Genomic DNA, 13,047 nt, shown 5'->3' with positions numbered 1-13,047 from the left:
CGTTCCCGGCTTTAGGCCTGGGCGCGCCGCTCGGCCATCATCGCCGCGCCGATGATCCCAGCGTCGTTTTGGAGGGCAGCGGGGACCAGTTTGGTGCGCTTTGTCTCGATATGGGGCTGCCACTTGTCGGCCTTTTTGCTCACGCCCCCACCGATGATAAAGAGGTCAGGGCTGAAGAGGCCTTCGAGGTACTGGAGGTACCGGCTGACCCGCTTGGCCCACTGCTTCCAGTTCAGGTCGTCGCGCTCGCGAGCGCGGTCAGAAGCCCAGGTCTCGGCGTGTTTATCCCCCTTGAGGTACAGGTGCCCAAGCTCCGTGTTGGGCACCAGCACTCCATCATGAATCAGGGCGCTGCCGATGCCCGTACCAAAGGTGAGCACCAGCACCACGCCGGGCACACCCGCTCCAGCCCCAAACCTCACCTCGGCCAGTCCTGCAGCGTCCGCGTCGTTGATCACGGTCACGTCACGCCCGGTCGCCCGCGTGAAGAGGGCGTCGGCGTCCAGACCGATCCAGCCCCGATCCACGTTCGCCGCACTCAGGGTCTTGCCGTGCTGCACGATGCTGGGAAAGGTCACCCCGACCGGTCCCGGGTGCCCGAAATGCCGAACGAGCTCGGCCACCACGTCCCGAACGGCGTCCGGTGCCGCGCCCTCGGGGGTGGGAATGCGGTAACGCTCCGCCACCAGCTTCCCGGTCGCCGTGTCCACGGGCGCCCCCTTGATGCCGCTCCCACCGATGTCGATCCCCAGGATCACGCTCATGGGCAACAGCGTACGGGACGCGGGGTGCTCCCCGGAACAGGGCGTTTCCTCATCCGTGGGCCAGGAGCGCCCGACGAGCGTCCCGGCGGCGGCGCTTGGTGGCGTACATCCGCTCGTCAGCCAGACCAAGCAGGGCCGCGCCGTCTTCGGCCGAGCGGTCGTCGACCATCCCGACGCTGGCCCCAACCGGCTGGGTGGTGACCTGCCGCGCAGCCAACACAGCGATATCCACCTGCTCAAGCACCTCCTCTTCCGTCAGGTCCGCCGCCAGCAGGATGAATTCGTCACCCCCGTAGCGGTACACCTCGCTGCCCGCACCCACGGCACCCTGCAACGCGGCGGCAAACACCCGCAGCACCTGGTCACCCTGCGGATGTCCCTCATGGTCATTGACCCCCTTGAAGCCGTCGAGGTCAATCACCGCCAGCCGAAAGGGCGTGCCCGCTTGCCGCCGAGCCGCCAAGGCCTCCTCGAAGGCCAGACGGTTCCCGATCCCGGTGAGGGAGTCTTGCCGAACGGCGCGGTCACGCGCCTCCAAGACGGTGCGGCGCTCCAGAGCCGCCCGGACGCTTCGCCCGGCGGCGTCCAACAGGGCGCGGTCACTGCGCTGCCACGTCGCGTGCTCGCCCGGTGCGGCCCGCACAGCCACGAGCAGAAAGGTCGTCTGCTCGTCACGGCCCAAGGGAACCCACGCGGCGGCCTTGACACCCGCAGCCACTGCCTCGGGGAGGGCGCCCGGTGCCCGGGGGTAGTCGTCCAGGTAGGTGGCGGTCCTCGTGTCGCGCAGGGAGCGGGTGATGCCTCCGGGCAGCTCCGGCAGACACTCCGCCAGGTTCCGCAGCGCCGGAGGAAGGTCGGGCCGGTGATGCGCCACCTGGATGGTGAGCGCCTCCCCTTGCAGGGCAAGCAGCCCCGTCCAGTCGGCCTGGACCGCTTCACCCACCAGGGCGGCGGCAGCCCGCGCGGCCTCCTGCGGGGTCAGGGGCAGATCGAGCAGCTCGCTCACCGCTTCAAGCACCCGCGCATGGGCAACCAGTTGCTCCAGCTCGGCCAGCTCCCGCCGCTGCCGGTCCACCTGCGCCTCCAGCTCACGCTGACGCAGCCGCAGTTCCAGCTCGTCCACAACGAGTGCCGCCAGATCCTGCAGGGTCGCGAGCTCGCCCGCGCTCAAGACGCGGGGCACCGTATCGGCCACGCAGAGGGTGCCCAACCGGTAGCCGCGCGGCGTCACCAGCGGCGCGCCCGCGTACATGCGCAGCCGTGCTGGGCCGGTCACCAGCGGGTTGTCCTGAAAACGCGGGTCACGGGTGGTGTCCGGCACCAGCAGCACCCCGTCTTCCAGAATGGTCCAGGCACAAAAGGACACCTCACGCCGCACCGCCGTATCACCGGTGCCAAAACAGGACTTGCCCCACTGGCGGTCCTGGTCCACGAAATGAATCGCGGCGACCGGCACGCGCAGAACACGGGCGGTGAGGCGAGTCAGTCGGTCAAAGGCAGCCTCTGGAGGAGTGTCCAAGACGTCATAGCGCGCCAGCTCCAGAAGACGCGCGTATTCATGGTCGGGGAGGGGCGCGGCGGACACACCCTCACGTTAGGCACCCGACTCTTTCCGCGCTCTTGCAAAACACAACAACCGCCCCCAGCAGAGGAGGCGGTCTTGGTCAGCGTTCGCTTAGCTGTTGCGGGCGCCCTTGGCGGTGTCCACCAGCGCCTTAAAGGCTTCGGGTTCACGCGCGGCGATATCGGCGAGCACCTTGCGGTTGAGGTCAACGCCCGCCACCTTCAAACCGGCGATGAAGGTGGAGTAGGTCATGCCGTGCAGCCTCGCGCCCGCGTTGATGCGCTGAATCCACAGGCGGCGGAAGTCGCGCTTCTTGTTGCGGCGGTCGCGGTACTCGTAGGTGGCGGCGTTCAGCAGCGTCTGGAAGGCGTTGCGGTACTGCTTGGAACGGCTGCCCCAGAAGCCCTTGGCGCGCTTGAGCACCTTTTTGTGACGGCGGCGGCGAACAATCCCAGTCTTAACGCGCGGCATGGCTCACTTCCCCTGGGCAAGCAGCCCGAGTTTCATGCGGGCCCACTCGCTCTTGGCGAGCACGAAACCCTTGCCCTTGCGGCGAATCTCATCGCCGCTCTTGCCGGTGTTCTGGTGGCGCTTGCCACTCTTGAACGCCATGACCTTGCCGGTCGCCGTGACCTTGACCCGGCGGGTCATGCTCTTTTTCGTCTTCATCTTTGGCATGGTTACTCTCCTGGAGTCCAGTCACGCTTCCTCTCGGAAGGTTCCTGTCTGGGGTGCGGGCCGCTCCTCTGCCTTTCGGCTGCGAAGCCGTTGGTCACCCTGCCCCACTTGACCAAGGGGGGATTGTAGCCGAGGCGGGAGGAAAAGAGCAAGAGGCAAGCGCGCTAGGCCGGGCTCTTCCCGGCAGTCAGCCACAGCGCCCGGTAGCCCGTGAGGCGCACGGTCGGCCCGTCCAGGCGCAGGACACTTCCGCTCAGCCGGTCGTGGGCTTCGTCCCCCAGCACGTCCCGCAGAACGTAGCTCGGCAGCATCACCGTCTCCTCGCTGAAGTTGTACACCTGCACCAGAGCGCCGAGGGGATGATCGCGGCGCAGCAGAAGCGTCCGTTCGTCGGGGCTGGGCAGAACCTGGCTCTCGATGCTGGCATGCAGGTGCGGGAGCTGGCGGCGCACCTGCACGAGGTGGCGCAGGCCCGCGTTCACCCGTCCGGCGGGCGAGAAGGGCTCTTGCCGGGCGCGCTCGGCCAACGCCCAGTCCATACGGGGGCGATGCACCCAGCGGTTGTCGGGGGCGTGCTCGGGAACCTCCGGAAAGGTGGAGTCATTCAGGAGGGCAAGTTCGTCCCCCATATACAGCAGCGGCACCCCGCCGAAGCCGAAAATGACTGTGTGCAGGAGCAGGAGGCGGCCTACCGCGTCCTCGATGCGGCCCGCATCCCCGCTTTCCAGCGCTGCTTCCAGCCCCGCCAGGCTGGCCGCCGAGCCGCTGATGCGCCGGTCACCGGTCGCGGGGTTGTGCTGAAACACCAGTCCGCGGGCAAAGCTGCCGGGAAACTGCCCGCTGTAGAAGTCCGAGAGAAAGTGGCGGTGCGCCGCGCCGCTGAGGCCCGCTCGGGCCGCGTCCTCGTCGCTGACCGCCCAGCCGATGTCGTCGTGGCAGCGAACGTACAGGCCCCAGGTGGTGTTCGTTGGTTTGGGCGGAAAGGCGCGCAGGGCTTCTTCAAAGAGGCGAGTCCTGCGGCTGGCGAGACTACTCCAAAGCTGCACCATCAGGCTGTTGTGGTAGGCCATATCGCTCACCTTGCCGTGGTGCACGCCCCTTCCCAGGTAGTGAAGCAGGTCGCTGGGGGCCACGATCGCCTCGGCCTTAAAGGCGACCGCAGGAGCGACGATGCGCGCGGCGGCCCGCAGGGCCCGAATCAGGTGATGCACTTCGGGCTGGTTCTGGCAGTCGGTGCCCAGCCGTTTCCAGAGAAAGGCGACCGCATCCAGCCGAAAGACCTCCACGCCCCGGTTGGCAAGGGAGAGGATCAGGTCCACAAACTCCAGAAACACATCCGGATTGGCCCAGTTCAGGTCCCACTGGTAGCGGTTGAAGGTGGTCCAGACCCAGCCCCGCGCCTCCTCGTCCCAGGAGAAGTTGCCGGGCGCGAAGTCGGGGAAGATCTCGGGCAGGGTGGCCTCGTAAGCGTCCGGGCCACGGCGGTCGGGAAAGATGTGAAAGTAGGCGCGGTACTTGGGATCGCCCGCTCGCGCTTTCTCGGCCCACTCGTGTTCGCGCGCCACGTGGTTGAGCACAAGGTCAAGCACCAGGCTGATGCCGCGGCCCCGAAGCGCCTGCGCGAGGGCCGAGAGGTCATCCATCGTGCCCAGGTCGGGCCGCACCGCTCGGTAGTCCTGCACCGCGTAGCCGCCGTCGTTCTCGCCTGCGCGCGGCTTGAGCAGGGGCATGAGGTGCAGGTACTTCACGCCGAGGCCCTCCAGGTAGTCCAGGTGTTCTCCCACGCCTCGCAGGGTTCCCGCAAACCGGTCGGCGTAGGCGACATACCCCACCATCTCGGGACGTTGCAGCCAGTCGGGCCGCAGCAGCCGGGCCTCGTCCAGCCGCCGGAGATCAGCGGGGCGAGCGTGAAAAGCATGCAGCAGAACCTCTACAAGCCGCTCTTGCAGCGCTCCTCCCCAGTCGCCGTAGACCGCTTGCAAGCTCTCCGCCAGGTCCTCTCCATAGCGCTCCAGCCGCAGCAGAAACGTCTGAGCATCACGGTCGTCGTCAAAAGCGCCCCGCACCTGCGCCGCCAGTTCAGAAGTGAGCACGTCTTCCAGCATACGGCGTGGAGCTCCATACTGGAAGCGTTTCCAAGATCAGGACAAGCAGGGGGAGGGCAGACAGAGGCCCTCCCCGGGAGTGGGGTTAGTTGACCTGGTCCTGGGTGATGTTGAGGTATACGGCCACGTCGTCCATGCTCTCGACGCTGGAGAGGGGGACGTAGTGGTGCTGGCCATCGGGGCTGCCGCTTTTGGTGAGCTTGAGCTGGTCACCCTCGATGTGGTCCACAGTGCCCACGTAGTCGCCGTTCTTGTCCTTGACCTGCATGTGTTCGCCCTGCTGCTGGAGGCGTTCGCGCAGGGCCTGCTGAATGCGGCCATCGATTTGGGCGGCGACATTCGGATCGTTCTGTCCGTCATTCTGCGTCATGGGGGTAGCCTAAGGGGCTTTTCCTGGACTTCCGATGACAACCGGCTAGAGCGTGCCGTTAGCCAACCTTGGGAGAATCTCCATCCGCCCGGCCAGGCCAAAGGGCCTCCACGCCCCAGCCGCAGACCATGCAGACTATGATGCCCCCTATGACGAAGGCAGGCGACAAGAAGGCGCAGCAGTACGGGGTCACTCCCCAGAGCGTGAATTTCAACGACTGGTACAACGAGGTCGTGAAAAAGGCCGATCTGGCCGACCATAGCCCCGTGGCGGGCGCCATGGTGGTCAAGCCCTACGGTACGGCCCTGTGGGAGAACATCCAGCGCTGGCTGGACGACCGGTTCAAGGCGACCGGCCACGAGAGCCTGATTTTTCCCACCCTGATTCCGATGAGCTTTATCACCAAGGAAGCCGATCACGTGGAGGGCTTTGCACCCGAGCTCTTTACGGTGGACCGCATCGGCACCGAGGAACTGACCGAGCCGTACGTGCTGCGGCCCACCTCGGAGACGATCATCGGCCACATGTGGAGCGGGTGGCTCAACAGTTACCGTGACCTCCCCTTCCTGCACTACCAGTGGGGCAGCGTGTTCCGCGCGGAGCTGCGGACAAAGGCTTTTTTGCGAACCTCGGAGTTCTACTGGCACGAGGGCCACACCGCGCACGCCAGTGAGGAAGAGGCGCGGGGCGAGGTGCGGCAGATGCTTGACCTCTACCACGAGTTCTGCCGCGACATTCTCGCGCTGCCGGTCGTGCGCGGCGAGAAGACGGCCAGCGAGCGTTTCGCCGGGGCGGTCGCCACCTACTCCATCGAGGGCATGATGCGCGACGGCAAGGCGCTGCAATCGGGCACCTCGCACTACCTGGGGCAGAATTTCAGCCGGGCCTTTGACGTCAAGTTCCAGACCCGCGAGCAGCGCGAGGAGTACGCCTACACCACCTCCTGGGCGATCTCCAGCCGCATCATCGGGGCGATCATCATGACGCACGGGGACGACTTCGGCCTGATCATGCCGCCCCGCATCGCGCCCATCCAGGTCGTGGTGATTCCGGTGGGCCGCAAGGAGAACTTCGCTGAGATGGTCGAGGAGGCGGAGAAGCTGGCCCGTGAGCTGCGCGCGCAGGGAATCCGCGTGAAGGTGGACAAGCGGGAAGGCGTCACCAACGGCTTTAAGTACAACGACTGGGAGCTCAAGGGGGTGCCCGTCCGCATCGAGCTCGGGCCCCGCGATCTGGAACAGGGCGCCGTGGTGGTCAAACACCGCAACGCGGAGGAGAAGGAGACGCTGCCGCGCGAGGAGGCGATCCGCGGGATGGCCGCCCGTCTGGACAGTATCCATACCTGGCTGCTGAAGCGTGCCACCGACTTCCTGCTCTCGCACACCGTTCCTGTAGACAGCTACGAGAACCTCAAGGACGCCCTTGAGAACGGCAACTGGGTGCGGGCCTTTCACTGCGGCGACGCGGAGTGCGAGGCCAGCATCAAGGAGGACACCAAGGCCACCATCCGCAACATCCCCCTCGATGATGCCGAGTTCTTCGCGGAGCGCGAGGAGGGCGCGTGCGTCCGGTGCGGGAGGCCGAGTGCGTACGGCAAGCGCGTGATTTTCGGGCGGCAGTACTGAGCGGTCACCGGTACCGCCGGAGCCTCACCTGAATTCCACCCTTTTCTCTCACCCCCTCCCCCTCTATACTGTTTCTCGTGATCCGCTCTGCGCTTACCAGCCGGGGACGCCGCGCCTAGCTCCAAGCTCGTGCGTGTGTCCCCGGCTGCGTGTGGCCGGGGCGTTTTCTTTGTTAAGGAGTGACCCATGACCCAACCCGAGATTCGTGAGCCGCGCGCCGAGCGCTACAACCCGCACGCCATCGAACCCAAGTGGCAGGCGCGCTGGGAGCAGGAAGGGCTGTACACCTTTCAGGAAGACCCCACCAAGACCAAGCACTACGCCCTGACGATGTTCCCGTACCCCTCGGGCAACCTGCACATCGGCCACTGGTACGCGAACGTCGCGCCCGATGCCCACGCCCGCTGGATGCGGATGCGCGGCTACAACGTGTTGTTCCCGATGGGCTTTGACGCCTTCGGCCTGCCCGCCGAGAACGCCGCGATCAAGCATGGCCTGAACCCGGCCACCTGGACGTACTCGAACATCGAGCATATGACGGCGCAGTTCCAGCGGATGGGCACCATGATCGACTGGAGCCGCAAGTTCGCCACCTGCGACCCAGAGTATTACCGCTGGAACCAGTGGTTCTTCACCGAGTTCTTCCGGCGCGGGCTGGCCTACAAAAAGGACGGGCCGGTGAACTGGTGCCCCAAAGACCAGACCGTGCTGGCAAACGAGCAGGTAGTGGACGGGCGCTGCGAACGCTGCGGCACCCCGGTTGAGCGCCGCAACCTGAGCCAGTGGTACCTGAAGATCACCGACTACGCCGAGGAGCTGCTGGACTTCGCAGGCACCGACATGCCCGAGCGCGTCAAGGCGATGCAGACGAACTGGATCGGCAAGTCGGTGGGCGCGGAGATCACCTTCGACACCCCCGCCGGGCCGGAGACCGTCTTTACCACCCGCCCCGACACGCTGATGGGGGCGACCTTCCTGGTGCTGGCGCCCGAACATCCCAAGGTGCCTGCGCTCACCACACCCGAGCAGGCGGAAGCCGTTCGGGCCTACGTGGAGGCGGCGGGCCGCAAGACCGACGTGGAGCGGCAGCAGGACATGGGCGAGAAGACCGGGGTGTTTACCGGCAGCTTTGCCACCCACCCCGTCAGCGGCCACCAGATCCCGATCTGGGTGGCTGACTACGTGCTGATGACCTACGGCACCGGCTCGATCATGGCCGTGCCCGCCCACGACGAACGCGACTTCGACTTCGCCCGCAAGTTTGGGCTGGAAATCCGGGAGGTGATTCGCCCGGAGGGCGGCGAGCCGCTGGACACCGCCCAGGGGCCGTACGTGGGCGAGGGCGTCATCGTCCACTCCGGCGAGTTCGACGGGCTGCCGGGCGGCAAGGCCAGCATCGCCACCATCACCCGGCGGCTGGAGGCACTGGGGGTCGCGAAGCCCAAGACCACCTATCGCCTGCGCGACTGGCTGGTCTCGCGCCAGCGCTACTGGGGCACCCCCATTCCCATCGTGTACTGCCCGGAACACGAGGCGCAGCCTGTGCCCGAAGATCAGTTGCCGGTGAAGTTGCCCGAAAACGTCGAATTCATGCCCACCGGCCAAAGCCCACTGAAGCTGGACCGGGAGTGGATGCGGGCGACCTGTCCGGTCTGCGGAGGACCCGCCGAGCGCGACACGGACACCATGGACACCTTTGTGGATTCAAGCTGGTACATGTACCGCTACCTGTCACCGCACGACGATGAGAGGCCCTTTGACCCCGCGCGCGCGAACCTGCTGCCGGTGGACCTGTACACGGGCGGGATTGAGCACGCCATCTTGCACCTGCTGTACTCCCGCTTCTGGACAAAGGTGATGCGTGACATGGGCCTGACCGTCCAGAGCGAGCCCTTTGCTCGGCTGCGCAACCAGGGCATCATCCTGGGCGAAGACAACGAGAAGATGAGCAAGAGCCGGGGCAACGTGGTGGACCCCGACGACCTGGTGCGCGAGTACGGCACCGACACGGTCCGGACGTACCTGATGTTTATCGCCCCCTGGGAACTGGGTGGCCCCTGGGATCCCAGCGGCATCAACGGCCCCGCCAAGTGGCTGGCTCGGGTCTGGGCACTGTACTTCGACGAGAAGGCGGCCGGGCCCGAGGAGAAGATCAGCGCGCAGGAGCTGCGTTACGCCGTCCACGCCACCCTGAAAAAGGTGAGCGGTGACTTTGAACGCATGAGCTTTAACACCATCATCGCCGCCCTGATGGAGCTGACAAACACGCTGGTCAAGGCCAAGCGCTCTCCGGTGTTCGGGACACCCGCCTGGGAGGAGGCGCTCGACCTCTTCAACCGGATGCTGGCGCCGGTCGCTCCCCACATCGCCGAGGAAATCTGGCGGGAGCGCGGCGGCACCGAGAGCGTGCACCTGCAAGCCTGGCCTGAGGTGGATGAGGCCGCCGCCACCCGCGACACCGTGACGATCGGCGTGCAGGTGAGCGGCCGGGTGCGCGGACAGGTGGAGATCAGCAAGACCGCCACGCAGGAAGAAGCCCTGGCGGCCGCCCGCGCAAATCCCGACGTGGCCAGGTTCATCGAGGGCAAGACGGTCGTGAAGGAGATTTACGTCCCCGGGCGGATCATCAACCTTGTCGTGAAGTGACCAAGCCCCGGGCTTCCAAGCTTCTCGGGTCAGTGGGCTGGGGGCAACTCCAGCCTGCTGGCCTCGGGATGGACGAGAGAAGGCGCGTATCCGCGAAACCTCAGCCCCTGACAGGTCGGGGACTGAGCTTCTTTAGGCTGCGCTGCTGTCTCCAGCCCGGCGGTTGGGTGAGTGCTCTTCGCTGCCCAGCGCGATGTATTCCTGGGCGAGTTCCCGGTCGTCCCGGGTCAGCGAGAGGAACGCAAGCACCATCAGCAGGACGGTGAGAGCGGCCATCACAAGGACAATTTCCATACCCCAGTGTGCCGGGCGCAAGCCCGTGGGTGATGGACTGGCCTTGAGGCAACCTAAGCGAGCACTTGAGACAATCTAGAGCACCAGCGGGCCGCGCTCGTCCGCCGCCGCAGGCGGCACCTGCTCGGGCCCCGCCGGGCTTTTTCTCAGGCTTTCTGCAGCGGGAGGCAGCGGGTTTTCCCGCAGTTCAGGAACCGCCTCCCGCAGCAGCCAGATCTGCTCGGCGTTGGCCTGGGCATGGGTGTCCTCGGTCATAGAGGGCATGGTGTCACAGCGAACGGCGGGGCGAGGCCGCAGTTGCGAGGCTCAGGGCGTCCGCGGCCAGAAGGCATCGAGTGCCGTTTTGACCTCCGGCAGTTTTTCGAATTGCGGCAACCCGTTTGTGCCGGGAATGCGAACGGCCCGAACGCCGGGCTGCTGCACGAAGAGGGGCAGACGCTCAAAGGTCACAAAAGCGTCCCGGTCGTACAACACCAACACGGGGACCCGCAGCGGACTGTAGAGCTCGCGGTAGGCGTCCGGGGTAAACAGCAGGCCGCTGATAAAGGACAGGGGCGCGTATTGGGCGCCGGGCCGGCGGCTGGTCTCCAGGCTGTACTCGCGTAGACCCGCATTCACTGGGCCACGAAAGGAACGGGAGAGGAAATACTCGATGCTGGGACGAGTCCGCAGCAGCCCATACAGTGGCGTCCCCACGGCCCGGAGGATGCGGTAGAGCCGCGCGGCCCGGTTCTCCGCCGTCGCCTCCTGGCTGCTGCCCCGAGGCTCACCCAGACCGCTGGGGCTGATCAGGGCGAGGCTGCGAATCCGGGCGTCGTCCAGCGCCGCCCGCGCCGCGAACTCGCTTCCGAGGCTCAGGGCCACCACATCCACCTCTGTGCCGAGCTCGGCCACCAGAGCCCGCAGCGCCCTGGCCATCAGCTCGGGCGTATACGGTACGTCCGGACGGTCACTCTGCCCAAAACCGGGCCACTCCAGCGCATAGAGGGGCCGCGTTCCCGCGTAGGCGTCCCACAGCGGCTTCATCTCGTAGGCGCTCGCCGCTGCGTTCACCGAGTGAACGAGCACGAGGGGACGGCCCTCGCCCCGTGGATCAGCGTAGTAGCCCACGCGGCCAAAGCCGGGCAGGGTCAGAAACCGCTGCTCTCCATTCACGGCGGGCCGCAGCGGTGAGGTGATCACCGGAGTCTGAAAGGTGCCCCGGGCCAACGCCGCCCCGGTCAGAAGCAGGGCCACCATGGTCCACCGGCGGGAACACTTCCTCTTGATCCTCATGCGAGGATCGTCTCGCCTCAGGAGCCGCAAAACTGTGCGAAGGCAAACAGCAGCCGGAGCCTTTAGTTGGGGGGAGCATCCGGCCACGCCGCCGCGTTCCCGCCCGCGTACGTCGCGGCCAGGTCACGCAGCAGGTGGCGGGCGAGCAGCGTGAGGGCGTCTTCCGTCACGTCGGCGAGGTGAAAGGTGCCCTTCTGGCCGTACTCCCCCACAAAGGCTCCCGCTTCACGACGCACCCGCACAAGCACCTCGCACAGGCCCAGGCGCAGCCAGGCGGCGTGCCAGCCCCCCAGCGGCGGGGGGCGCAGGCGGGCTGCGGGGTCAAGCACCAGGTCCAGGGTCACGTTGTTGAGGGGGAGCCCGGGGCCGCTGGCCGTTCGCAGGGCGTGGTACAGGGCGTTTAAAAAGGCCTCACAGGCACGTCCTTCGGCCTGCCGCTCACCGGCAGAGCGGCGGAGCGCGGCTTGCAGCGCGTCAAAGTCGCTCACGGCCTATTCGTACCATGCGCCCGGTATCCTGCGCGGCGTGACCCCGCCGCCGACTCCATCCATCCTGCTGATCTCCAACGGCACTGCGGAGGACCTGATCGGAGCGCGGCTGCTGGCCCACCTGGGCGGCAAAGCGCAGGTGCTCCCGCTTGTCGGTTCGGGGCGGGCCTATGCCGCCTTGCCCGGCGTGACCCGCGTTGGCGCAGCGCTGGAACTCCCCAGCGGCGGGTTTCCGTTCGGCAGCCTCGCAAACCTGTGGGCAGACCTGCAAGCGGGCCTGATCAGGGCCTCGCTCGGGCAGTGGCAGGAGGCCGCACGGGCAGCACGGGACGTGAGCGGCGTGGTCGTTGTGGGAGACGCCTATGCGCTGATGGTCGGTACCCTGGCCGCGCGGCGGGCCGGGGCACCGCTTGTGCACGTGCAGCCCCTGCTGAGCGCGCAGTACCGGGAAGGGCTGGGCGTACGGGAGGCGCTCTTGGAACTGAACGCGCTGGGCGCGAACCTGCCCATGCCCTACGAGTTGCAGCTCGCGCGTGGAGCACAGGCCGTGTACGTGCGGGATAGCGAGACGGCCCGGTACTACGCGGCACGTGGGGTGCGGGCCCGGTGGGCCGGAAGCTTTGCGATGGACGTGCTGCCCCCGCCCGAGCGCGACCTGACCCCCCTGACTGCCGGACGGCCGGTGCTCGCTCTGCTGCCCGGCTCACGCGAGGACCACCGGGAGAGCCTGCCCCTCATGCTCCGCGCGGCGGCCCACCTGCCGGACGTCAGGGCGCTTGTGGCCTGGCCACACGGCTGGGACGCCGTCACCCTCCCCCCCGGCTGGACGCTGGCGGTGCAAGACAGCGGCGCAGCCCTGGCCGCAGGAGAGGGGGCACAGGTCACCCTCTTGCGGGGGGCCTTTGGTGCGGTGGCGCGGGCAGCAGATGTGGCCGTCGGCACCGCGGGCACCGCGAACGAGCAGCTTGCCGGGTTAGGTGTTCCCGTCGTGACCTTTGCGACGCGTGGGCCGCAGTGTACGCCGGGCTTCGTCCGCCGTCAGGGGCGGCTCCTCGGAGAGGCCCTCAGCAGGGTGGAGGCTGATCCGGGTGCTGTTGCCGCAGAGGTCAAAGCGCTTCTCACCGACAGACGGCGACGGGCACGCGCCTCGCTGGCGGGCCTGACCCGCATCGGTCCGGCGGGGGCGCTCGCGGTGATCGCCGGAGAAGTCAGGCGCCTGACTGGGCGCTGAGCGCAGC

General features: G+C 67.0%; 13 protein-coding genes. 3 read left to right on the top strand and 10 right to left on the bottom strand.

What is annotated here, in order from left to right; translation table 11 throughout:
* Window positions 1-11 precede the first annotated feature (11 nt).
* The 6 genes from ppgK to EI73_RS15670 all read right to left on the bottom strand — a co-directional run bounded on the left by ppgK (window position 12) and on the right by EI73_RS15670 (window position 5,481).
* Window positions 12-764, bottom strand: a complete 753-nt coding sequence (gene ppgK, locus EI73_RS12805) for a polyphosphate--glucose phosphotransferase (RefSeq protein WP_034387241.1) — start codon at window positions 762-764, stop codon at window positions 12-14.
* Between the two features lie 49 nt (window positions 765-813).
* Window positions 814-2,349, bottom strand: a complete 1,536-nt coding sequence (locus EI73_RS12800) for a sensor domain-containing diguanylate cyclase (RefSeq protein WP_034387239.1) — start codon at window positions 2,347-2,349, stop codon at window positions 814-816.
* 90 nt (window positions 2,350-2,439) lie between these two features.
* Window positions 2,440-2,799 carry a 50S ribosomal protein L20 gene (gene rplT, locus EI73_RS12795; protein WP_034387236.1) on the bottom strand — a complete coding sequence of 120 codons (360 nt, stop codon included), beginning with the start codon at window positions 2,797-2,799 and terminating at the stop codon, window positions 2,440-2,442.
* Window positions 2,800-2,802: 3 nt separating this feature from the next.
* Window positions 2,803-3,006 carry a 50S ribosomal protein L35 gene (rpmI, locus tag EI73_RS12790; RefSeq protein ID WP_034387233.1) on the bottom strand — a complete coding sequence of 68 codons (204 nt, stop codon included), beginning with the start codon at window positions 3,004-3,006 and terminating at the stop codon, window positions 2,803-2,805.
* A gap of 164 nt (window positions 3,007-3,170) precedes the next feature.
* Window positions 3,171-5,111, bottom strand: a complete 1,941-nt coding sequence (locus tag EI73_RS12785) for an alpha-amylase family protein (RefSeq protein ID WP_081909029.1) — start codon at window positions 5,109-5,111, stop codon at window positions 3,171-3,173.
* A gap of 85 nt (window positions 5,112-5,196) precedes the next feature.
* The gene (locus EI73_RS15670; RefSeq protein WP_051935530.1) at window positions 5,197-5,481 is read right to left on the bottom strand and encodes a DUF2171 domain-containing protein; all 285 of its coding nucleotides are present in this window, start codon (window positions 5,479-5,481) and stop codon (window positions 5,197-5,199) included.
* Window positions 5,482-5,621: 140 nt separating this feature from the next.
* On the opposite strand from EI73_RS15670, the gene proS reads away from it, so the two are divergent.
* Window positions 5,622-7,106: a proline--tRNA ligase gene (proS, locus tag EI73_RS12775; protein ID WP_197050777.1), complete on the top strand. Its 1,485-nt coding sequence runs from the start codon at window positions 5,622-5,624 to the stop codon at window positions 7,104-7,106.
* 186 nt (window positions 7,107-7,292) lie between these two features.
* Window positions 7,293-9,752: a leucine--tRNA ligase gene (leuS, locus tag EI73_RS12770; protein ID WP_034387230.1), complete on the top strand. Its 2,460-nt coding sequence runs from the start codon at window positions 7,293-7,295 to the stop codon at window positions 9,750-9,752.
* A 132-nt stretch (window positions 9,753-9,884) separates the two neighbouring features.
* Here leuS and EI73_RS16350 read toward each other — a convergent pair whose 3' ends face one another.
* The 4 genes from EI73_RS16350 to EI73_RS12755 all read right to left on the bottom strand — a co-directional run bounded on the left by EI73_RS16350 (window position 9,885) and on the right by EI73_RS12755 (window position 11,809).
* Window positions 9,885-10,046 (bottom strand): hypothetical protein, encoded by a 162-nt coding sequence (locus EI73_RS16350; RefSeq protein ID WP_156103538.1) that lies wholly within the window; start codon window positions 10,044-10,046, stop codon window positions 9,885-9,887.
* 75 nt (window positions 10,047-10,121) lie between these two features.
* Complete coding sequence (locus EI73_RS12765) at window positions 10,122-10,301, bottom strand: hypothetical protein (RefSeq protein WP_034387228.1); 180 nt, start codon at window positions 10,299-10,301, stop codon at window positions 10,122-10,124.
* A gap of 51 nt (window positions 10,302-10,352) precedes the next feature.
* Window positions 10,353-11,285 (bottom strand): alpha/beta fold hydrolase, encoded by a 933-nt coding sequence (locus EI73_RS12760; protein WP_231557337.1) that lies wholly within the window; start codon window positions 11,283-11,285, stop codon window positions 10,353-10,355.
* A gap of 98 nt (window positions 11,286-11,383) precedes the next feature.
* Window positions 11,384-11,809 carry a hypothetical protein gene (locus EI73_RS12755; RefSeq protein WP_034387224.1) on the bottom strand — a complete coding sequence of 142 codons (426 nt, stop codon included), beginning with the start codon at window positions 11,807-11,809 and terminating at the stop codon, window positions 11,384-11,386.
* A 37-nt stretch (window positions 11,810-11,846) separates the two neighbouring features.
* Between EI73_RS12755 and EI73_RS12750 the strand changes: the two genes are divergently transcribed.
* Window positions 11,847-13,040, top strand: a complete 1,194-nt coding sequence (locus EI73_RS12750) for a lipid-A-disaccharide synthase-related protein (protein WP_034387222.1) — start codon at window positions 11,847-11,849, stop codon at window positions 13,038-13,040.
* Window positions 13,041-13,047 lie beyond the last annotated feature (7 nt).

The organism is Deinococcus sp. YIM 77859, assembly GCF_000745175.1.
GTDB lineage: Bacteria > Deinococcota > Deinococci > Deinococcales > Deinococcaceae > Deinococcus.
This window is presented reverse-complemented; position numbering and strand designations above follow the sequence as displayed.